Below are 22,996 nucleotides of genomic sequence, written 5' to 3'. Positions count from 1 at the left end.
GGATTTAATTTTTTAATTTACAAGATGCAAAGATAGGAGATTAAGCGTATATTGAGCGAATAATTTCCCATAAAAGCACACGCTAATAAGCTGGTATGAATTTTTTATCACATTTCTATTTTGAACGGTTTGCAACTAATCCCGAACGTATGGTGGGTGGATTGTTACCCGATCTATTAAAAAATGCGGATAAATCCTTTATGCTAAAACCGCGTCAGTATGAAGATGAGCTCTTGGACAATCCTTTACTGGAACAATTGTACATAGGCTGGAACCGTCATATCGAGGTCGATCGTCTATTTCACAATTCACCTTACTTTTTTCATCATACACATCAGCTGAAACTAAAAATCCAGTCTAGTTTAGCCGGGCTGCCTATCCGTCCGTCCTTTATGGCCCATATTGCGTTGGAGCTATTGTTGGATCATATCCTAACACAAAATAAAGCGGTCTCCATCGATAAATTCTACGCTGCACTGGTACATGTCAATGAAGATGCTGTTCGGAAGTTTTTGAAAATTAATCAGCTGAGTGATATTCCTAAGTTTGAAAAGTTCTATCATCAGTTTATTGAGTGGGCGTATATTTATGACTATGAACAGGTAGAAAAAATTGCAGGTGCGCTTTTCAATATTTGTAAGCGATTGTGGAAATTTGAAGTTTCAGTGGAGCAAAGACAGCTTCTGACAGAACAGCTGATTTCCTATTTACATACGCAGATGACCGATTATCAAGAAATTTACCAGTATATTCAATATGAGCTGGTGGACTTTAATTAGTCTGTCAGAAAATACCAATAGTATAAGACCTTGAAAATATTTATTTTCGCATAATTTTAAGTATCAAAAACTAAATTTACATGTCACATAGACTTTTTCGGAAGAAAAGTGTTGATCAGATTCTGCATGACACTCAAAAAGAGGAGGGGACGGGCCTTGCAAAGGTATTGGGGGTAACAGATCTGGTTTCGTTGGGTATCGCCGCTATTGTAGGGGCTGGAATCTTCAGCACAATTGGATTGGCGAGTTATGAAGGTGGACCAGCGGTATCACTCCTCTTCGTTTTTACGGCTTTTGCCTGTGTTTTTACGGCATTGGCCTATGCGCAATTTGCCAGTACAGTTCCTGTGTCTGGCTCAGCATATACATACGCTTATGTGGCCTTTGGTGAGTTGTTTGCATGGATTATAGGTTGGGCATTGGTCTTGGAGTATGCTGTTTCCAATACGGTTATTGCCATTTCCTGGTCGCAGTATTTTGTCTCCATGCTGGAGGGCTTTGGACTCCACATACCGGCTTGGTTGTCCATGGCGCCAGGCTATGCTTATGATGCTGTAGAGAAGATGAACCAACATGGTGCGACTGCACTGACCGCAATCGACCAACATGGTCTGGATGCTTTTAATAGTGCACCACGAATAGGAGGAATGCCTATTATTTTCGATTTACCAGCAGGTGTCATTACATTTTTGGTTACTTGGTTGGTTTATATCGGAATCAAAGAGTCCCAGAAAGCGAGTATGATTATGGTTATGATCAAGGTAGCGATTATCCTTGCCGTAATTTTTGGGGGTATATTTTTCATTAAACCTGAAAATTGGACACCTTTTGCGCCGAACGGCCTCAAAGGTGTACTCGGAAGTGTGGCCGCGGTTTTCTTTGCCTTTATCGGATTCGATTCGATCTCCACAACTGCCGAAGAGTGTAAAAACCCGCAGCGCGATCTACCTAAGGCGATGATCTATTGCCTATTGATTTGTACTGTATTGTATGTCGCTATTACCTTAGTCTTGACGGGGATGGTTAATTACACCGAATTAAATGTGAAGGATCCGCTTGCTTTCGTGTTTAAATATGTGGGCTTCGACCATATGGCCGGAATTATATCGGTGACCTCTGTGATTGCCATCACCAGTGCCTTGCTGGTGTATCAATTGGCGCAACCAAGAATCTGGATGACGATGAGTCGGGATGGTTTGTTGTGGAAGAAGTTTGCGACCATTCACCCAAAATATAAAACACCTTCGTTTGCAACTATTGTAACGGGTTTGGTGGTTGCTATCCCTTCGTTATTTTTTAAAATGGATTTCTTTGTGGATTTAACGAGCGTCGGTACCTTTTTTGCCTTTATACTTGTGTGCGCCGGTGTATTGTATATGGATTATTCGGGTTTATCGGCAAAATCCAAATTTAAAGTTCCTTACATCAACGGTAAGTATTTGGTTGGTGCAGGGCTACTGATTGCTATTGTGTTTATTTTTAGCTATGCGCAAGAGACGATACAGGAGTGGAAATCGCTTACCATCCTTGAAATTCTAGAACATAAAATGTTGGTCATCATATTTTGGTTAACTTGGCTTGGACTGGGAATTTATAGCTTTAAAATGAACTTTTCCCTATTGCCTGTCGTTGGTATTCTGATCAATCTGTATTTAATGACGGAGCTGGGGGCAAGTAACTGGATAATATTTGTGATCTGGCTCGTGATTGGATTGGCTGTATATTTTATGTATGGCTATAAACATTCAAAGTTAAATAAACAGGCGCAAGCCTAGTATAGGAGAAGCGTCGTACAGTAATGGATCAAAGAAAAGGAGCTATCTGCATAAAAGATAGCTCCTTTTTTTGAATATCATGGACTTATTAGAATCTCCATAAAAGGATCCGGCTTACCTTATTACCTTGTTCCATACGGATCACTTCGGTCTCTTTTACGTTTATTTTCTTTAGTTTGTGTTGTAGAAAGCGAATGTCTTCGCGGTGGGCAACTAATGTTGTGAACCATTTTACTTGATCTTTGTGAAATTGGCTTTCAAAGATCATGCGTGACAAGAACGCTTTTTCACCACCATCGCACCATAACTCGCTTCCTTGTCCAGAAAATGCCTGTGTGGCCGGTTTTTCGTCTATTTTAGCGTCTTTGATACCTGTGGTCTTACGGATGGACTGCTGTAAAGCCTCGGTTTGAGAACTAAAAAATGGGGGATTACAGATCACCACATCATATTTTTCCCCTGGAAGAATAATGTCTTTAAATATGGCTTTGGGATTATTTTGGAGACGGATTTGTATGCTCTTTTTTAAGCTCATATTTGTCCGTGTTATCTCGATGGCGTTTTTGTATGCACTCTTGATGATTTCAGACCCTACAAAGCTCCATCCATACTCCTGATGTCCGATGATGGGGTAGATACAATTTGCACCAACACCGATATCGAGGACGTGGATGTTTCCGCCTTTTGGAATTTCACCATTATTGTCCCTTGCAAGAACGTCTGCGATATAATGAATATAATCTGCCCGGCCCGGAATAGGGGGGCAAAGATTCTCTTTGGGGATATCCCAGTGTTGAATGTGGTAATATTTTTTTAGAAGTGCCTTGTTTAACGTTTTAACAGCATCGGGGTTGTTAAAATCGATGGACTTTACTTTATACGCATTTTCTATAACGAAATCTTTGAGCGAAGGTTCCACTTTGCTCAATTCTTCAAAATTGTAGTTATCGAGATGTCTATTTCTAGGATGTAATTTCTTTTTTGGATTAGCGTCTGCCATGATGTATTATTTGCAACAAAAGTAATGCAATTCTATTGAATAAAAAAGGTGATGCTTGAGCATCACCTTGAGGAGTCTTAATCTTTCCGTATGAGATGGACCTCTGAAGTCTGTGGAAAATTGAGCGGAACCCGTTCAATTGTAACAAAGCTGGAATCTAAACCAAAACCTTTTTCTTCGGACAAACTCATTTTTTTGAGGTAACCATAGATGTCCATAATTACTTTTTCTATCCATGTCATCTGGTTGGTTTTGGAGAGTACTTTTTCCAAAACAACAAACTTAAAGTCACCAGGAATATTGTGTTTACGTAGGGTGTCGTATTGACTGGTGATGTCAATTTCACCTTTTTTCACCATTTCCTCAACTACTTTTCTGAACAGTAGACTGATGCGCTGTTCCTCTCTAAAGCCAAGTTTAAAATCAACCCGTATTAACTTACCGGGGATAAGCTGATCGATTGAATATTCTTTTGTATGTGGATGATCCATCACATCAACGTGGACGAGCCAATATACATCCGCACGCTTTGGCTTTTTATTAATAATTGAATAAATAATTTTAGCCTCTATCTCGGATTTGAAATTTGCACTTGTCAGATAGACCAAATGCGACGCATAGGGAGGGACCGATTTGTCCTCGCTCAATTCGGAGATAATGGGGTAATATTTATTGATGTTAATGAAGTTAACAAAACGATTTTTAATTTTTCGCGCTGTGTACCAGCAATACATTGTTATATATAGCGCAGTGGCAAGCAGAAGAGTCAACCAACCGCCATGGGCTATTTTAACACCATTTCCTATTAAGAAAGTTAGTTCAATAACAAAATAAGCAATCAAAAATACCGCAATTAGTACACGGTTGACTTTTTTCATGGCGAGGAAGTATCCCATTAAAATCGTGGTCATCAATACCGTTAAATTGATCGCAAGACCATAGGCTGCATCCATTCGGCTTGATTCTTCAAAAACCCAGATGACAATCATACAGCCGACCCATAAAATTAAATTGATGGATGGTACATACAACTGACCTTTATGTTCACTGGGGTAGCGGATAGCCACCTTAGGCCATATATTCAACCGTACTGCTTCCGAAATTAGGGTATATGATCCGGATATCATGGCTTGACTGGCGATGACCGCTGCAATCGTCGCGATGGCGATACCGTAGCCTATAAACCAATCGGGCATGATTGAGTAGAACGGATTTTCACCTCCAAGGACACGTCCTTCCTGTGTCAATAACCAGGCTCCTTGTCCGAAATAATTTAGTATAAGTGTGATTTTTACGTAGATCCAGCTGATGCGGATATTGTTTTTACCACAGTGTCCCATATCCGAATACAATGCTTCGGCACCTGTAGTACATAAAAACACGGCACCGATCAGTAATAGCGAATGGGGGTAGGTAATCAAAATATGGAAAGCATAATAGGGGTTGATCGCTTTCATCACTTCTGGTGCGAGGTGAAGATGAGATAAACCGATTACACCAATGATTGTAAACCAGATGGTCATCAATGGGCCGAAAACCTTTCCTACAACAGATGTTCCAAATCGTTGGATAATAAACAATAAGGAGATAATTGTAACTACAATAGGTACTGTAGGTAATCCTGGGAATTTGAGATCCAAACCTTCAATAGCCGAGGATATTGTGATGGCAGGGGTGATCATTCCGTCCGCTAACAAGGTCGCTGCACCGATCATCGCCGGGAAAATTAACCAAGGGGCTCGTTTGCGTACCAATGAATAGAGGGATAGGATACCGCCTTCACCTTTATTGTCTGCCCGGAGTGTGATCCAAACATACTTTACTGTTGTCTGGAGCGTCAGTGTCCAAAAAACACAGGATAGCCCGCCCAAGACTAAGTCCTTTTGAATGGCTCCTTGTCCCATGATTGCTTTGAAAACATACAATGGAGAAGTTCCGATATCTCCAAAAACGATTCCTAAACTGATCAATAATCCGGCGAAACTCACCTTATTGATACTGTTGTGATGACTGTTGTCTGCCATTTATCAATTATTTTATTTCAAAATATACTGCAAAAATATACTTTTTGCCTGTACTTTAAGTAGGTACATTTCCTGCGCCAAATTTTAGCATTTACTTTGACATGCGCAAGAGCTGTTAAAATTTGTTAAAAGAAACTTAGAATGAATCTATTTGCTGAAAAACTTTTAAACAAAATACTAACTTTGTTGTTGATAATTCAAATAGTTAGCGTTATATTTGATTAAACCGTAACCAGTATTTGAAGTCTAATTTAACACTATGGGGAGAAATCTACTTAAAGCAGCTTGTTTAACACTTTTATCCGCACTGACATTGTGTAGCGGGTTGACTCGGGTGTATGCAAAGTCTCCTTATGACCATACTATTTCGCAACATATTTGGGACGGCAGTGAGGCATTCGGAGAAGATAATAACATCAAGGAGACAGAGAAACTTATCAATAATGTGAAGGTTTTCTACAATCCGATTGCTGAACAAATAAATCTTTCTTTTAAATTGGCAAAATCGTCGAGTGTGTCTATTAAAGTAATGGATGCATTGGGCAATGAGATTCTCCAATTAATGAATGGTAATCTGGATTCAGGAATTCAAAATCTTTCCTTTGAGCATGGTGGAAAATTAACGACAGGATTTTACTTTGTACGCGTAGTTGCAGGTTCGGAAACTGTGGTGAAAAGATTTTCTATTCGATAAGAAAGTAACATTTTTCGATAAAAAGGTAATTTGTAATGTACGTTCATTCGTATACATAAAACAGCAAAGGGGATCATTTGATCCCCTTTGCTGTTTTATGTATAGCTTGATTTGTTAATTTTGGTCTTGTTGTAGTTCTTCGATCCACAATCCATCATCTTGAATGATCTTGATCAATTCATCTAAGGCATGGGCTGAACTCACATTTTTCTTAACCACCTGCTGACCTCTATATAATGTCACTTTATCAGGGCCCGCCCCAACATAACCATAGTCTGCATCTGCCATTTCTCCAGGGCCATTAACAATACAGCCCATGATTCCAATTTTTAAGCCTTTTAAGTGATTGGTACGGCTTCGGATCATTTGCGTGGTTTCTTGGAGATCAAATAAGGTTCTGCCACAGCTTGGACAGGAAATATATTCTGTCTTGGATATTCTGGATCGTGTCGCCTGTAAAATTCCGAACGAAAGTGAGGCGATATTTTCCAATGCCGTTGCCGGAGAGTCAATCCAAATTCCTGAACCTAAACCATCGATTAATAATGCGCCTAGATCTGTAGAAGCGTACAGCTGTATTTTTGATATCGGTTCTTCGGGATTCATAAAATCACCAATGGGTCCTGAGAATTCTTCCGCCAAATAAGAACGCTTGATAATGACAGGATTGTCAATACCGATTTCCTGCAGATTTCGAAAGAACTGTCTTTGATCTGCCATACCGTGCAAGTAATCGGTTTCTACGATAAATACGACTGTTTTGTCTAGCTGTAAGGATTCAAACAATGGGGTTAATAAATCTGAATTACAGATTTTGACCATATTCAGGACTTTATCCTTATTGTCTGACTTTACGAATTCTTCTAAGGTAAAGAGCGGATGAATATTGGTTTGATCGGTAAGTTTTGACCAGGTATTATAGTTATATACTTGCTTCAGATTTGCCGGCATCGTAAAGGATGGTAAACTGTCTGCGAGATAAACAAAGTCTACAGACTGCTCACCCATGTGGTATTTATCTAATAGGATATCGTAGCGATAACCTACTTTGGTAAGGATCTGAGCGTCCTTTAGATTTTCCTTAGAAATGTCGACCACAACCCTAGGTACCAAAGAGCCGCCGATGAAAGTATTTACTTCTTGGCTGGCATAAGGAATATGTGGTGTCTCCGGAGAGAGCTGAACAATCTTTTGTTTGGGCTGACTCGCGATGTTTGCCTTTCTTTTGCTATATCTATTGACAAGTGCTATAGCGACCGGAGCTTCCCGTTCAGGCTCTTCGGTTAGCGATACACGTACCGTATCGCCCAATCCATCTTCCAACAGTGTTCCGATACCGACGGCAGATTTTACGCGACCATCTTCACCGTCTCCAGCTTCAGTTACACCGAGATGTAGGGGATAGTTCATGTTTTCGGAAACCATTTTTTCGACCAGCAATCGATAGGCTTTGACCATGACCTGCGGGTTGGACGATTTCATGGAGATACAGAGATTGTAGAAACTCAGATCTTCACACATCCGGATAAACTCCATGGCTGATTCGACCATCCCTTCCGGAGTGTCACCATAATGACTCATGATCCTATCCGAAAGTGAGCCGTGGTTGGTACCAATACGCATGGCGGTACCATTTTCCTTACAAATATTTACGAGCGGAGTGAATTTTTGATAGATGCGATCTAACTCGCGCTTGTATTCAGCATCGGTATAAGATAGCTGATCAAATTTCTTCTTGTCTGCATAGTTACCGGGATTGACCCTTACTTTCTCGACGATGCGCGCAGCGACCTCGGCAGCATTTGGTGTAAAATGAATATCAGCGACTAAAGGGACCTTATAGCCTCTTCTGCGAAGTTCATCTTTTATGTTAGCTAAATTTTGTGCTTCTTTAATACTTGGAGCGGTAATACGAACGTATTCGCAGCCCGCCTCTACCATTCGAATGGTCTGCTCAACTGAGCCCATCGTATCCATTGTATCTACCGTAGTCATACTTTGAATACGAATGGGATTATCCCCACCCATGGGAATATCACCGATCTGAATTTCCCTTGTTTTCCATCTCGAATAATCTACCTTGGAATTGCAATAGATTCCAGGTAATGTCAACATATTACTTGTGTCCATATCTAACACAAAGTTAGCTTTTCTTGACTAAAAATCGGGTGTCAATTAATATCTTCTAATTTTTATTGACGCGATGCCACCGTTGATATCGAAATCGAATTTTTGAGCGGCAGAGTCGTAATTTGTCGATTTTACTTCGCCTTCACTTTTTAGGAAATCGCCCTCATAATCTGTCGAGGATAATGCATTGTCGCTTGTAATACGACAGGCCGCGTTTTTGGGGATGGAGATTTCAATAGAGGAGGCTCCAGCATCCATAGAAATTTTAGTTGTTGCCAGCGGTTGACCTAATTTTAACTTTAGACTAGTCGCTCCAGCATCGATATCCAATGTTTCTATCTTGTAGGGTGAAAGATCTAACCTGGCATCAATTGCACCTACATCAAAATTCAGATTCCATAGGATGTTGGGGTTTAAAGCGATAAACGTATTGTTGTTTTTGCTGTTAAAATCCTTGTTTTTGAATTTTCCCTTTAGGTTGATATCTAATTTGTCTGCAGATTCTCCATGCACAGTTATGCCCAGTAGATATTCTTTTGATGTGTTAAATGCCGAGAAGATTTCTGAAGTAGTGCTACTATCATTTCTTAATGAAGTGGCCCCCAAATCGAGGTTTAGGGTAGCACTATGGATTTTATCATCCAGCGGGACGTTTAATTTTTCTGTTGTATAATTTGTTTTATCGTTGGGATCGTCGACATTGATGTTGACGCCTTTACTTTTTAAAAGCTGTGTTAAAAGTGGTTCCTTTGGTGTCGACAGCCCTATGTAAGTCAAAAAACCTAAAATTACGACGGTAGAACCGATGGCGACAAACTGTCCAATCTGTTGGTCTTTGGGTACGAGCATACGAATTCCGGCAAGCACAATAAACAGCGGCCAGTATCTAAAAATACCTACCCAGTTGAAAGAAATTGTGTTGAGCTGTGATAATAATAAGACAGCTCCTATAAAGAGAATGGTGATACCAGTTGTTATTCTTCGTGTATTCATAACTAATTCCGTTTGTTAATATATCTCAAAAGTAAGTCGCTTTGGGAGATACCGTATGAATGTTTAGGCTATTATACATAAAAAATCGGTAAATGTGACTAATTGATCGGTAAGTAATTTCGTTTTTCGTATACTTTTTGGGTTTTTGCTTGTTTATATATTTGCTGGAATTAATTACCTTTAATGGATAGCTTGGCTCAGTATAGCCGTTAAATTGGCGTAATACATTGAAATTAAATAGATAATATGATCTTTCATCACATTGGTGCATATCTCATACTCCTGAAATCAGTTTTTAAAAGACCGGAGAAAGGGCGAATTTATTGGAAGGAAACCGTATTGGCAATGACCGATATTGGTATAGGATCTCTGGGACTTATCGTTATTATTTCCACCTTCATTGGCGCTGTTATGACCATGCAAATTGCCTTTCAGATGGTATCCGACTTGATCCCAAATTCTATTATAGGTTCGATCAACCGGGATTCAAATATTTTGGAATTAGGACCGACGATCTCGGGATTGGTCTTAATGGGGAAAATTGGGTCGTCTATATCTTCACAGATCGGATCCATGCGTGTTACAGAGCAGATTGATGCTTTGGAAATTATGGGGATCAATGCTCCTGGTTATTTGATATTACCCAAAATATTGGCGGGTATCACCATGATTCCGATGTTGGTGATTATTTCTATCGTGTGCGCTTTAGTGGGCGGTTTGTTAGGTGGATCCCTTTCGGGCGCTGTGACACAGGCGGATTATATTTTAGGAATTCAAGATGGCTTCAACGGCTTCACGGTGACAGTTGCCCTTGTTAAAGCTGTTGTGTTTGGGTTTATTATTACCTCGATATCTGCTTATAAAGGGTATAATGTAAAGGGTGGAGCGTTGGAAGTTGGGCAAGCTAGCACGGAAGCAGTTGTCGTTGGCTGCATAACTATTCTTGCGGCGGATTATGTGATAACCGCATTAATGCTTTAAAAAGATTTTATGATTCAAATCGAAGATATTAACAAATCGTTTGGTGACAACCATGTTCTGAAAGGAATTAGTGCAAATTTCGAACCCGGAAAGGTGAGTCTGATTATTGGAGGGTCGGGTTCGGGAAAGAGTACTTTATTGAAATGTATCGTAGGCCTGCACCAACCGGAAAAAGGAAAGGTAATTTTTGATGGCAAGGATTTTACTCGGATGAATTTTGAAGAGCGTGTTCCTATTCGAAAAGAAATAGGTATGCTTTTTCAAAATTCAGCGCTGTTTGATTCGATGACGGTAGAGCAGAATATCATGTTTTCGTTGGACATGTTTACGGATATGTCCAAAGCGGAGAAATTAGACCGTGCAAATCATTGTTTGGAACAGGTTAATCTGGAGGGACGAAATAAACTGTTCCCTGCGGAGCTTTCGGGGGGGATGAAAAAGCGGGTTGGAATTGCACGTGCAATTAGTATGAACCCTAAATATCTATTTTGTGATGAACCCAATTCGGGATTGGATCCGGAGACTTCGATTGTTATTGATGAATTGGTACTAAAAATTACGCAAGAGTTGAAATGTACGACAGTCGTTGTTACACATGATATGAATTCTGTGATGGGAATTGGTGAGTATATTTTGTTTCTCTATAAAGGAGAGAAATTCTGGGAAGGTTCCAATAAGGATATGATGCGGTCGGATGTGGAGGAATTGAACAACTTTGTTTTTGCAAGCCCATTAATGAAAAGTGCGAAAGCTTCTATGGGGCAATAAGGGCTGGGAACATGGCTTTATTGCGCGTAATTTTATGTGTTTGATCTGTGTTAGCATCATGCAGATTTCTTTTATATTGAAATTTAGCTTAGTTTTGTCGGAAAATTTTGATTTTGGCAGCAACAAATATACAACTATTGACCCCACAGCATTGGAAGGACTATGAACTCATTGATTGTGGTGATTTTGAAAAACTGGAACGTTTTGGTGATTTAATTTTAATCAGACCAGAACCTCAGGCTGTATGGCCTAAAGCATTGACTGATGCGGAGTGGAACAAGCGTTATCATATCAAATTCAAAGGTCGTTCGGCTACTTCAGGAGAATGGTTGAAGAAAAATCCTAAGGCCCAAGACCGTTGGCATATCGAATATAAAAATAAGGATGTGGCCATCAAATTTAGATTGGGCTTGACATCTTTTAAACACGTCGGGATATTTCCGGAACAGGCTGTAAATTGGGACTATATTTCGGAATCTGTACGTTCATTTAAGACGGAAAGACCGAAGGTTCTAAATCTTTTTGCATACACTGGTGGAGCATCTTTAATAGCAAAGGCTGCGGGCGCGGATACGACTCACGTAGATTCGATTAAACAGGTTGTTACCTGGGCAAATGAAAATATGGAAATTTCCAATTTGGATAACATTCGTTGGGTGGTTGAAGATGCTTTGAAATTTGTAAAGCGTGAGCTGAAAAGAGGTAATACGTATAATGGGATTATTTTGGATCCACCCGCATATGGGCATGGGCCAAAGGGCGAGAAATGGAAATTGGAAGATCACATTATGGAAATGATGACTGAAGTCGTTCAACTATTGGATCCTAAAGAGCATTTCTTGATTTTGAATACGTATTCATTAGGGTTTTCCTCTGTTATTGTTGAAAATTTAATTAAGACAGCTTTCCCAAAAGTGGAAAACTTGGAAATAGGCGAGTTGTTCTTACAAGCAACTGCAGGACCGAAACTTCCACTTGGGGTATTCGGTAAATTTCGCAAAATAGCGAAGTAAGGCTTGTCAAAAGATTCCTGATAATAACACGGGGCGCTTATTTAAGCGCCCCGTGTTTGTTTAAAGTTATATTAGGAGGTTACATATGGATGTCTTTTAAACGTAGTGATGCCAGTTCAAGCTGTCTGGGTATCGCTGTGCTGATATTTTGTGGAATAAGCGATAAGTGCTGGGTAAGTTCGTTGTAATAAGCTATTCCAGCTTGTAATTGTGCTTTGAATCTAGCTACATATTTTATCTTTTTATCGTTCATGATATTTTTATTGTCTGTGACATATTTTTGAATATGATCGATATACAGGTTGAGTTCGTTGATCATAACAAAAGGTCTGTTGTCATTTTCAAAAACTGATATACGGCCATAGATGTGGTCGATCATTTCCCGCAAAGAATATTGTTTTTTGAACCAGACAAGATTCGGGCCTGGGCAGATGGATACAGCGGTCTGTTCTTTGCTCTTTTGGATATTGTACTTAAGATAAGCTGGTGCTGCGAGCCCTTCACAAAGACAGGTTTTTTCTGTAATGGCGTCAAAGGCTTTATCGTATTCCGCAGCGGACAGATTTTGTTTTTGTAGTTCCTGGATCTTTTGATGTTGATAGACGCGTGATGCAGTGCAGATCGGTTTACCACCAAACTCGGTGTTCGAAATAAGGTATTCTTTTTTACAAGGGCTACCGGGGCGCCCTTTTTTTATACGTTCCAACCGTAGGTACTCTGCGCCACTTTGTCTGAAATTGTTAAAGGGAATTCCCAATGGAGATGCTCCACTACAGTAGAAGTCTTCTTTCTTGGCAAGTTCCAATGCTTTCAGGGTTTCTTGATCTACTGTGGTTGCTTCGGGAACCATCAGGAATGGGGATCCCCATCCTACGGCATCGAATCCATAATAGTCTAATAAGAACTGATGTTCTGAAGCTGTTCCCACGCCTCCTTGAACTGTATATTTGATGCTGGGAGGAGTTGTTAATGAGCGCTCCTGGGAAACCCAATATGCGTGGTATATCTCGAAAAGTTCGGTTTTCAAACTTTCTTTTTTCTCTTTAAACTCTTGAAGGATTGGTCCCAGAAGAAAACCATCGGTTGCGAAAGCATGACCACCGCAGTTCAAACCGGATTCTATTCTGAATTCAGATACCCATACACCACGCTTAGCGAGATATTTTGCCTGGATGAGCGCCGATCGAAAGTCACTTACTTTCAAAACGACTTTTTTGTCAAATAGACCTTCACTATTGGGGAAGAAAGCCGGTAATTCAGCGAGGTAAGCGTATAGGTGTGGATTCATCCCTGCGGAAAGGATAAGGGAGGAATGCAAGTTGGAATTTGCAAAACCACGTAAGGCTGCTGAAGCATCAGAATAACGCTGATCCAATAGGTTACCATCCTGGTAATTCATTTTATCTACTTTGGACATAATATTAACATCGATGTCTCCCGGTTTGAGATAATTGATCAATAGATCTTGCAGCTCGGTTTTAATCGCGCGATTGGTTTCCATTTCCATCGCGTGATAAATCGGTTTTGAAGGATGTGACTCGGGTAAAAGCTGAAAATATTTGGTAAGTTCTGAATTTTCGGTGAAGGGCTGACGCTTCAAGGCCGCGACTTGCTTATTGACCACAAACTGTACGAGATTGAGATAGGCCGTAATTCTTTTTGCCCGGTAATCTTCTTCTGTTTTAGTGATCGGATGATAGACGATTTGATATTGTCCGCAGTAATAGCGGCGCATGCGCTCGATGAGTTCATCGTCAACAATAGACATTACGGTGGAGATACCATATTGTGCGACCTTAAGTGCGGAGTCGATGGAGAAAGCTAAGCCTAATACGGGGATATGAAAAGTATGCGTCATTCTTAAATATTTCTTTTACGAAATAATGGAGAATAACGCTGAAAAAAAGTAATGATTGTTTTATCGGGACATGATCGTAATCACTATTCAAATACAATTGTCTTGTAATCGTTGCGCATCACACGATCTTCACTAAGCAGACGAATTGCTCTGCTCAGAACAGCCTTTTCTATTTCTTTGCCAGCAGTTACCATATCTTTTACAGTATAGGTGTGATTGACATGTCGTATATCCTGTACGATGATGGGGCCTTCATCGAGTTGGTCGGTAACGAAATGCGCTGTGGCACCGATGATCTTAACGCCTCTTGCATGAGCCTGCTTGTACGGGTTGGCACCAATAAAAGCGGGTAGGAATGAATGGTGTATGTTGACCAGTTTATTTTCAAAGGCACTGACAAACTGAGGAGACAAGATTCGCATGAACTTCGCTAGAATGATGTAATCGAAATTATAGTTTTGGATTTGTGCGATCAGTTGTTTTTCGAATGTTTCCTTTGTCAGGTTTTCATGTGAGATGCAATGAAAAGGAATATCAAACTTTTCCGTAAAGGAGCGTAATGATTCATAATTACCAATTACGGCCTGTACTTCGGCTCCCCATGTTTCGAAGTGTTGACGTACCAGGATATCGGCAAGGCAGTGATGCTCTTTGGTCACGAGGACGACGATTTTTTTGCGGTTATTGGGGTTTATCTGTATCTGAGCAGATGGGGGAAGTACTTCGGCAAGGGAATCCGAAAGCTGTTTCTGCTCAGGCACGATACCGTTACACACGACACGCACGAAGAATTTGTTGGCTTCTTCATCCACATATTCACGCATGGTGACAATATTGAGTTGATATTTTGCCAGCGTATTTGAAATGTTGGCGACCAATCCAACGGCATCTTGACATTGGATCAGAATTAAGGTTTGGTTGTGCATGAAAGGTGGTTGTAGGTTGCTAAAAAAGCGGGTTATTTTAACCCGCTTTTTTTGTTAGTTCTTCTTCAAGGTCAACTTCAACACGCAGATTTTCGACAATATGCTTTTGTCGATCTGGTGTGTTTTTGCCCATGTAATATTCTAATAACTGTTGAATTTTATTGTCTTTGGACAAGATAACCGGGTCAAGACGGATATCTTTTCCGATAAATAATCCAAATTCGGAAGGTGATATCTCACCCAAACCTTTGAATCGGGTAATTTCAGGTTTAGCGCCTAATTTTGCGATTGCTTTTTGTCGTTCTTCATCGGAATAGCAATAGATCGTTTCCTTTTTGTTGCGGACACGGAAAAGTGGTGTCTGTAAGATGGAAACGTGGCCAGCTTTGACAAGGTCTGGGAAAAACTGCAAGAAAAATGTCAATAGCAACAGGCGGATGTGCATGCCGTCGACATCGGCATCGGTAGCAATTACGATATTGTTGTAGCGTAATCCATCGAGACCGTCTTCAATATTAAGCGCATGTTGTAAGAGGTTAAATTCCTCGTTTTCATAAACAATCTTTTTGGACATACCGTAGGAGTTTAACGGTTTTCCTTTCAGACTGAAAACAGCTTGAGTCTGCACATCCCGCGATTTGGTAATAGAACCAGATGCAGAATCCCCCTCGGTGATAAACAACGTTGTTTCTTGGTTACGTTCATTTTTATCGCTGAAGTGCACTTTACAGTCACGTAGTTTACGGTTGTGCAAAGAGGCTTTCTTCGCTCTTTCGTTGGCGAGTTTTTTGATACCGGCGATATCCTTACGTTCACGTTCCGATTGAAGAATACGTTTTTGAAGAGCATCTGCCGTAGCCGGATTTTTATGTAAGTAATCATCCAATGCTTTTTTAACAAAGTCATTGATAAATCCTCTTACCGTAGGGCCTTCTGGGCCTACACTTTGAGATCCTAGCTTTGTTTTGGTCTGTGATTCAAAAACGGGTTCCTGCACTTTGATGGCGATGGCACCGATAATTGATGAACGAATATCCGATGCGTCAAATTCTTTTCTGTAAAAATCGCGGATTGTTTTGACTAGTGCTTCACGGAAGGCTGCCTGGTGTGTTCCACCCTGTGTGGTGTGCTGACCGTTGACAAAAGAATAATATTCTTCTCCATATTGCTGGCCGTGAGTCATCGCGATTTCAATATCATCCCCCCGTAAGTGGATAATTGGATAGCGCATGGACTCGGCATCAATATTTCGTTCCAGTAGATCTTTTAGTCCGTGCTCAGAAATAAACTTTTGCCCATTAAAGTTGATCGTAAGACCTGAGTTTAGAAAAACATAGTTCCAGATCATATTCTCTACAAATTCGGGACGGTATTTGTAGTTTCTGAAAATAGAATCGTCTGGATAGAATGTTACAGATGTACCATTCCGTTGCGTCGTATCTTTTTGTTCATCATTGACTAATTCCCCTTTAGAGAATTGGGCAATGCGTGTTATATTTTGACGGTATGACTGGACGGTAAACTGACTGGACAAAGCATTTACGGCTTTTGTACCAACACCATTTAAACCGACGGACTTTTGGAAAGCCTTACTATCATATTTGCCACCCGTATTGATTTTAGAAACAACATCAACCACAGAACCAATTGGGATACCACGTCCATAATCGCGTACGGAAACTTTATTTTCGTTTACCGTGATATCAATAGTTTTACCGGCACCCATAACAAACTCATCAATTGAGTTGTCAACGACCTCTTTCAATAAAACATAGATACCATCATCATAGGCCGAACCGTCCCCCAACTTTCCAATGTACATTCCCGGACGGAGGCGGATATGCTCTTTCCAATCCAGGGACCTAATGCTGTCTTCGTTATATGTACTCATAAATTAATGTAGAACTTAGCTAACAAAAGTAAAAAAAATAAACTACGATAAGTAGTTTAAAAGGCTAAATTTTTTAGATATCGCTAGTTTGCATACTGCTGGAGAAAATTGCCGGTTTGCGGGGAAATGTTTACATTTAGTGTAAGTAATTGTAAAGAGAATAATTTATGGGATTATTTGATAAAATCAGGAATGAGTTTGTCGATATTATCGAATGGGTCGATAATAGCACAGATACGATTGTGTGGAAGTTTCCACGGTATCAGAATGAAATAAAAATGGGGGCACAGTTGACTGTGCGAGAAGGGCAGGCTGCGGTATTTTTGAATGAAGGCGTGGTTGCGGACGTCTTTCAGCCTGGTCGTTACGAACTTACGACCCAGAATATGCCGATCATGACAACCCTCAGAGGTTGGAAATATGGGTTCAATAGTCCATTCAAAGCCGATGTTTATTTTGTCAACCTTCGACAATTTGTCAATCAGAAATGGGGAACTAAAAATCCGATTATGTTGCGGGATCCTGAATTTGGTCCCATTCGACTTCGGGCTTTCGGTAATTTCTCTTTTCAGGTGAAGAACGTTACTGTTTTTATGAAACAGCTTGTTGCGACGACGCCTGTATTTACAGTTGAAGATATCACAGAGCAGCTTCGAAACATTGCGGTATCGCGGGGGATGGATGCTATTGCTGAGTCGAAGATACCGGCCTTGGATCTTGCATCCAACTATGATGAAGTTTCGGCCTTGATACAGCAAAAAATTGGGGTTGATTTTGATGAGTTGGGTTTGAGCTTAACGAAGTTCTTAATTGAAAATATTTCATTCCCAGAAGAAGTCGAGAAAGCCCTTGATAAGCGAAGCAGTATGGGGGTCGTTGGTAATCTGGGGGCCTATGCCCAATTCCAAGCCGCAAATTCAATGGAGAAAGCTGCTGAGAATCCCAGTAGTGGAGGGATTGTAGGTGCTGGATTTGGTGCTGGGTTGGGAGCAGGAATGGTTGGTCAAATGGGTAATGTATTTCAGCAAAACAGTTTTGATGGGAATAATCATACTGGTACGGGATCAGCTGCTGCGGCTTCGTCTGCAGGGGCCGTTGGACCTCCTCCATTGCCCAAAGCGGTCGCTTATTACCTGGCCGTTAAAGGTAAACAGGAAGGGCCCTTTGATTCGGAACAGTTGCGCGCTCTGATAAAAGAGGGGACGATGACACTTGCTACCTTGGTCTGGAAAGAGGGACTTGAAAACTGGATTGAGGCTGAAAAGGTAGTCGAATTAAAGGATCTGTTTTCGCAGAACCCGCCACCGATACCAGGAGTTTAGGGTAAAATGCATTACCGAGTTTTATGAGTTTTGAAGAAAAAACCTCCGAAATAGAGCAGGGGTTAAAATGTCAGGGCTGTGGTGCTATTTTGACTTATCAGCCCGGTACGTCCTATTTAGCGTGTTCCTATTGTGGAACCAGGAATGAAATAGCGGATCAGCTACCGGAAGATGGGCATATTGAATCTACAGATTATAAAGTTTTTGGACAAGCAATGGAGGGGCTCGCCGATGAGCGCTATAGCTATTTGGCTGAAGTTGTGCATTGTAGTAACTGTGGTGCAAACTCGCGTTTGAATCCACATGTTACGGCAGATTTATGTGCTTTTTGTGCTTCACCTTTGGTAATTGACCATCAACAAAAGCGTATTGTGAAGCCACATGGTCTTGTTCCATTTTCCGTTGATTACAAAAATGCTTTTGGGCTATTGACACAATGGGCGGGTAAGATATGGTTCGCTCCGAATGACTTCAAGCGAATTTTTAATTCAAGAAATGATCGTTTAAAAGGGGTGTATGTACCATTTTGGTCATATGATGCAGATGTACAATCTGATTACGTAGGATCACGTGGAGAATATTATTATGTGACGCGTACAAGACGCAATTCGGATGGCGAGACGGAAGAATACGAAGAAAGACGCACAAACTGGTATCCGGCTTCAGGAAGTATCTATAGCCAATTTAAGGATATTGTTATATCGGGATCAACATCTCTTCCCGAAAAGTTTTCTGATAAAATTGGACCTTGGAATTTGGGTTACCTAAAACCTTTCAATGAGCAATATTTAAGTGGCTTTATCGCTGAAACTTTTAGCGTGGATCATGTAAAAGCGGGGGAGACTGCCCGGACTATTATGGATCGGGAAATCGAACGTCAGGTTGAGCATGACATCGGTGGTGATACACAGGATATTGATTCTATTGATAGCGATTTTAAATCCATTAAATTGAAGTACATTCTTTTACCTGTATGGTTATCTGCTTATCAGTACAAAGGAAAGAGCTATCAGATCATGGTCAATGCTTTTAACGGTAAAGTTTATGGACAACGACCTTATAGCTTCTGGAAAATTGCTTTTTTGATATTGGCGATCATTATTGTGTTGTATCTATTGAGTTTTATGGGATAACAAAAAAGGTTATAAAAAAAGCGCTGTTCTCAATAAAAGAGAACAGCGCTTTTTTTATGCTAATCGTCTTGACTATTTGTTTAGTGAAAGTAAGAATCCGATCGTGAAATTGGCATCCCAATCAAATACGAAGGTGTCGCAATTGGTTGCATCTTTAATTGCTTTATAGATGTTGACACCGCTTTTTGTTTTTATTTTATCAGCTTTGTAGGATGCTGGATCGTTCAAAACCGTAAAACGCTCTTCACCTTGGCGTGTCTGTGATGCTAGTTCAAAAGGAACCCCGCCTATAATAAAACAAACCTCTCTTTTATTTGAAGGAATTTTCTCGCCTAATTTTTTTACTTCTGTATAGACAGCGTCATCTTTAAGGTCTTTTTCATAATATTTTGCACCAGGTGCTTCTACCGATTTTGTGTCACCGTCAATCCAGGAAATTTTGGTGTTACCGGAGCCAATGTCAACAACAAATGAATTATCTTCGTAAGCTTTCGGCAGGACAGATTTTAACGCTAATTTTCCTTCTTGCTCTGCTGTAACCAAGTTGACCACAAAGCCCATTTTTCTTAGTTCAGCACTGATAACTGAAGTTTTAGGTTCTTTCTGGGCTCCGGAGCTAATGACGAAATGTATGTTTTTGGATTTGACGCCTTTATCGAGCATCATGCCTATATAATCTTTTAGTCCTTTACGGATGTCTTCCGTATTTGCCAATCCTTCGTAGGCAAATGACTTTCCGAAGTCTTTGGAAATGATCTCCCAGCGATTTTCTTTGTCCATATTGACGACAAAGGAATTGAAACCCGAAGCGCCCACTTCAACGACACCCTTGTATTCGCCATCGACTGGTTTTTCGGGTTGATAGTTGAATGAACGAGTCGTTTCTGAGCCTGATGAAGGTGCGGCCGCATGACCATTATTGCTTGTTGAATCCGTTGTTTGGACTGTCGAATTAGCATCAAATTTGCCCGATTGAATGGCCCAATAACCAATTGCGAGAATAGGTAAGGCGATGATAATTGCTTTGATTGGCCATCTTAATCTTGCCCATGTTGATTTTTCTTCCATAATGTTCGTATAATAAGTTTGATTTTAGTTAATATTAATCGAGTAATGTAAATCCTTTATCTACTTTTTCTTCGGGTTTGAGTTCATAGCTGGCATCGGCCATTTGCGTTACGTTTAATACATTTAGATTACGTTCGTCAACTTTGCGGATAAACTCTTCCAGTTCACCTTGAGTAGGCGTACCACCCACGGTGATGTTGTTGTTTTGATCCAAGAAATCAAGATTCGATCGGATAGAGGCAATATTTTGACTGATGGCACCTGTTGCGGCATTCATGGCCTCTTGAAATGCCCAGCCATCTTTAATATTGAACACATCGGCTAGGCCATCGGTGGCATTTTTCATCTTTTGAGTGGCTTCTAGCTTCTTGGAAATAATGGAAATGCTGCTATCTAAAGTGCTGACATAGATACGCGCTGCGCTTTCATTATCTTTTAGGACTTCCAATACTTTTGCAAATTGATTGGCATATTGGACATAACTGCGCGCATTTTGTTCTTCAGATTCACCTTCTTTTCCCAATAGAAATGCTTTGGTACGGGTTTCTTTGGCATCTCTTGCATAAGCATTTGCCTTCTCTGCATTATTTTTGCTCGTTTCCTCCTTTGATTTCTCGTCGAGATTGGCCGCTTCAGCGGTGAAACGTTTCGCATAGGTGTACTTCTCTTCGGCTGTTTTTTGAGCAGTTTCACCGCTTTGAATCATGTCGATCCGGACACCGTCTACATTGCTGATTTTTTCCTTCACACGTTTCAGGGTGTCTTTTGCATCTCTTGATAACAGTTGTAAGGTTTCAATAGGGTTATTTCTAATGATGGATTTTTCACCTTTAAAAAGTAGGACGGTTCCCAATCTGTGCAATAGCGCAATGATCTTTGGCGCTAGCAATAATAAGGTAATCAGGATTATACTGAATAGCACAAAAAGAATACTTTTTCCGGCATATTCCAGCATAATCGGTAAGTACTTGAAAAAAGCAAAGGCTCCACCAAGTAAAAGTGCCCAAAAGAAGATCGACGAAGCTGTCTTCTTCGCTTCTGGTGATTTTAATTGTGCAGGCAAATGATCGCCCAGTACTTGAAATATCGGAAGTTGCGTTTTTATCTCAGCGGGAATATTAACATACTGATCTTTTCTTTCCATTGATTTGTTTTTATGTTATTGATTGATTAATCATACGCAATGCAGTGTTGATTTCGGTGACCACTTCATCAACGGCCGCGTTGCCGATGTTTATTTTTTGTTCGATATCTTTAATCCTTGGTTCGTACTTTTCATTAATTTGTGCCAAAGCGAGTTGTTTTTTCTGTAGATCATCTTGCAATTTGGCGATATTCTCCGTTATTGTTTTGATTTCAGTGTTCAGATTTGCAATCTCCATGGTTCGGTCCTGTTCAGTCTTTTTCTTTTCAGCCTGTTTTTGTTCCGATTCTTTGGCAATGGTTTCTTTCAATTTATTAGCATAATTTGTGCCAGTTGCTACCAGTTTATCCTTGGTTAACGAACTGTCTACAAATTTCAATGAAGTATAGGCCGCTTTTAATGTGTTTTCCTCTACTTTTCCCATTGCGGCAGCAGCGTTCCATACTTCGAAAAAATCGACACCCTGCTCGTTGAGTTTTTCAAGAATGGCATAGACCTTTAATTTCATTTCTTTGAGGTCGGTTGTTCCGTCATTGGCTGTTAGGGGAATTGGGGGAGGTGTTTTTCCAGTTGGAGCCTGGGCCGTGGGCGATGAATATGCCGGTGGTACATGGGGTCTTTCTGGAGCAGCGTTAGTAGCTGGTGCTGGAGGGGCTTGTGCCGGTGGCGTTTGCTGCGGCTGATCGTCCTCAAAAATTAATTTCTTTAGACTGTTTAATATACTGGATCCTCTTTTAGTATCGTCGTTACTCATCATATCATAGTTGATTATATCTCTACTAAAATAATAAAAATTAATATTCTCTTCTAATGAATTGCGCTATGGAATACCTGAAATGGATACAGGAGGTATAGGAGCTTGGATAGAAGCGATGAAATGGACCTGTAGGGCGAGTGAATCAGCTGCTATCGCATTTTATGTTAGGGATAAAAACAAAGATTCCCAATTGTTGATTGGGAATCTTTGTTTTGGTGGTCATGGTCCTGTGGGACTACTATCTGCCAAAATCATCTTGTACGCGAACAATATCGTCTTCATCAGAAGGGTTGTTGGCATCGGTGTGTTGCCAGATCTCGGCTAGAATACCGAAGCCATCCAATCCAATTAAACGGTGACGCTGTCCTTGGCGTAATCTAATTGTTTCGCCTTCTTTCAAGGTTGAAACAACCGATTCTTCATCGGTGTCAGAAACCATAACACCTACGTTACCTTGGATAACACGCCATATTTCGGCACGACGGTGGTGATATTGCCATGAAAGTCTTTTTTCTGGTGCAACAATTAAAATTTTTGGACTTAATTTTCCTGAGATTCTTAATTCTTGTACATCCATTCCGCCGAAGTACTCATCGGCAAATTCTTGCGCTTGGGATTCGTCGATTACGAAAAATCCTCCCCAAGGGCGTGCAGCATCTGATTTATCAATACGAAAACCTTTGGATGTCAGCATTTCCTGTACTTTTTCAAACAATGCGATTTTATCTATAGCCATATTA

General features: G+C 40.5%; 19 protein-coding genes. 8 read left to right on the top strand and 11 right to left on the bottom strand.

Annotation, left to right across the window (positions count from 1 at the left end; all coding sequences use genetic code 11):
* Nucleotides 1–95: 95 nt before the first annotated feature.
* Both BGP15_RS15750 and BGP15_RS15745 read left to right on the top strand, forming a co-directional pair.
* Nucleotides 96–779: an ACP phosphodiesterase gene (locus BGP15_RS15750; protein WP_286770037.1), complete on the top strand. Its 684-nt coding sequence runs from the start codon at nt 96–98 to the stop codon at nt 777–779.
* An 80-nt stretch (nt 780–859) separates the two neighbouring features.
* Nucleotides 860–2,554 (top strand): amino acid permease, encoded by a 1,695-nt coding sequence (locus BGP15_RS15745; protein ID WP_286770036.1) that lies wholly within the window; start codon nt 860–862, stop codon nt 2,552–2,554.
* 88 nt (nt 2,555–2,642) lie between these two features.
* On the opposite strand, the gene rlmF is transcribed toward BGP15_RS15745, so the two are convergent.
* On the bottom strand, nt 2,643–3,554 hold the full coding sequence (gene rlmF / locus BGP15_RS15740) for a 23S rRNA (adenine(1618)-N(6))-methyltransferase RlmF (RefSeq protein WP_286770035.1): 912 nt from the start codon (nt 3,552–3,554) through the stop codon (nt 2,643–2,645).
* A gap of 77 nt (nt 3,555–3,631) precedes the next feature.
* Nucleotides 3,632–5,578, bottom strand: coding sequence for a KUP/HAK/KT family potassium transporter (locus tag BGP15_RS15735; RefSeq protein WP_046671947.1), 1,947 nt, complete (start codon nt 5,576–5,578; stop codon nt 3,632–3,634).
* Nucleotides 5,579–5,837: 259 nt separating this feature from the next.
* Between BGP15_RS15735 and BGP15_RS15730 the strand changes: the two genes are divergently transcribed.
* Nucleotides 5,838–6,272 carry a T9SS type A sorting domain-containing protein gene (locus tag BGP15_RS15730; RefSeq protein WP_070563202.1) on the top strand — a complete coding sequence of 145 codons (435 nt, stop codon included), beginning with the start codon at nt 5,838–5,840 and terminating at the stop codon, nt 6,270–6,272.
* A gap of 114 nt (nt 6,273–6,386) precedes the next feature.
* Here the strand turns inward: BGP15_RS15730 and ispG are convergent, their stop codons facing one another.
* A complete protein-coding gene (gene ispG, locus BGP15_RS15725; protein ID WP_175441961.1) occupies nt 6,387–8,402 on the bottom strand; it encodes a (E)-4-hydroxy-3-methylbut-2-enyl-diphosphate synthase in 2,016 nt (671 codons plus the stop codon).
* 45 nt (nt 8,403–8,447) lie between these two features.
* Entirely contained in the window at nt 8,448–9,395 is a 948-nt protein-coding gene (locus BGP15_RS15720) for a toast rack family protein (RefSeq protein ID WP_286770034.1), read from the bottom strand.
* 246 nt (nt 9,396–9,641) lie between these two features.
* Between BGP15_RS15720 and BGP15_RS15715 the strand changes: the two genes are divergently transcribed.
* The 3 genes from BGP15_RS15715 (at nt 9,642) to BGP15_RS15705 (ending at nt 12,157) form a co-directional block, all read left to right on the top strand.
* Nucleotides 9,642–10,376 (top strand): MlaE family ABC transporter permease, encoded by a 735-nt coding sequence (locus tag BGP15_RS15715; protein ID WP_046671950.1) that lies wholly within the window; start codon nt 9,642–9,644, stop codon nt 10,374–10,376.
* A 9-nt stretch (nt 10,377–10,385) separates the two neighbouring features.
* Complete coding sequence (locus BGP15_RS15710) at nt 10,386–11,144, top strand: ABC transporter ATP-binding protein (protein WP_070563195.1); 759 nt, start codon at nt 10,386–10,388, stop codon at nt 11,142–11,144.
* 107 nt (nt 11,145–11,251) lie between these two features.
* Nucleotides 11,252–12,157, top strand: coding sequence for a class I SAM-dependent methyltransferase (locus tag BGP15_RS15705; RefSeq protein WP_070563192.1), 906 nt, complete (start codon nt 11,252–11,254; stop codon nt 12,155–12,157).
* A 79-nt stretch (nt 12,158–12,236) separates the two neighbouring features.
* Here BGP15_RS15705 and BGP15_RS15700 read toward each other — a convergent pair whose 3' ends face one another.
* The 3 genes from BGP15_RS15700 to BGP15_RS15690 form a co-directional block, all read right to left on the bottom strand.
* Nucleotides 12,237–14,015, bottom strand: coding sequence for a hypothetical protein (locus tag BGP15_RS15700; RefSeq protein ID WP_286770033.1), 1,779 nt, complete (start codon nt 14,013–14,015; stop codon nt 12,237–12,239).
* Nucleotides 14,016–14,098: 83 nt separating this feature from the next.
* Nucleotides 14,099–14,941, bottom strand: a complete 843-nt coding sequence (gene purU / locus BGP15_RS15695; protein WP_286770032.1) for a formyltetrahydrofolate deformylase — start codon at nt 14,939–14,941, stop codon at nt 14,099–14,101.
* A 37-nt stretch (nt 14,942–14,978) separates the two neighbouring features.
* On the bottom strand, nt 14,979–16,832 hold the full coding sequence (locus tag BGP15_RS15690; protein WP_070563183.1) for a DNA topoisomerase IV subunit B: 1,854 nt from the start codon (nt 16,830–16,832) through the stop codon (nt 14,979–14,981).
* Between the two features lie 167 nt (nt 16,833–16,999).
* Between BGP15_RS15690 and BGP15_RS15685 the strand changes: the two genes are divergently transcribed.
* Both BGP15_RS15685 and BGP15_RS15680 read left to right on the top strand, forming a co-directional pair.
* Nucleotides 17,000–18,154 carry an SPFH domain-containing protein gene (locus BGP15_RS15685; protein ID WP_286770031.1) on the top strand — a complete coding sequence of 385 codons (1,155 nt, stop codon included), beginning with the start codon at nt 17,000–17,002 and terminating at the stop codon, nt 18,152–18,154.
* 23 nt (nt 18,155–18,177) lie between these two features.
* Nucleotides 18,178–19,287, top strand: coding sequence for a TFIIB-type zinc ribbon-containing protein (locus BGP15_RS15680; protein WP_286770030.1), 1,110 nt, complete (start codon nt 18,178–18,180; stop codon nt 19,285–19,287).
* Between the two features lie 72 nt (nt 19,288–19,359).
* Here the strand turns inward: BGP15_RS15680 and BGP15_RS15675 are convergent, their stop codons facing one another.
* The 4 genes from BGP15_RS15675 to BGP15_RS15660 form a co-directional block, all read right to left on the bottom strand.
* Entirely contained in the window at nt 19,360–20,355 is a 996-nt protein-coding gene (locus tag BGP15_RS15675; RefSeq protein ID WP_120333221.1) for a hypothetical protein, read from the bottom strand.
* A 34-nt stretch (nt 20,356–20,389) separates the two neighbouring features.
* A complete protein-coding gene (locus BGP15_RS15670; protein ID WP_112375490.1) occupies nt 20,390–21,499 on the bottom strand; it encodes a hypothetical protein in 1,110 nt (369 codons plus the stop codon).
* A gap of 10 nt (nt 21,500–21,509) precedes the next feature.
* Nucleotides 21,510–22,256 carry a hypothetical protein gene (locus BGP15_RS15665; RefSeq protein WP_286770029.1) on the bottom strand — a complete coding sequence of 249 codons (747 nt, stop codon included), beginning with the start codon at nt 22,254–22,256 and terminating at the stop codon, nt 21,510–21,512.
* Between the two features lie 238 nt (nt 22,257–22,494).
* On the bottom strand, nt 22,495–22,992 hold the full coding sequence (locus BGP15_RS15660) for a cupin domain-containing protein (RefSeq protein WP_046671961.1): 498 nt from the start codon (nt 22,990–22,992) through the stop codon (nt 22,495–22,497).
* Between the last annotated feature and the right edge of the window lie 4 nt (nt 22,993–22,996).

It is taken from the genome of Sphingobacterium sp. 40-24 (genome assembly GCF_001899705.1).
Lineage (GTDB): Bacteria > Bacteroidota > Bacteroidia > Sphingobacteriales > Sphingobacteriaceae > Sphingobacterium > Sphingobacterium multivorum.
The sequence above is the reverse complement of the archived record's forward strand: the minus strand, read 5'-3'. Positions and strand labels throughout refer to the sequence as shown.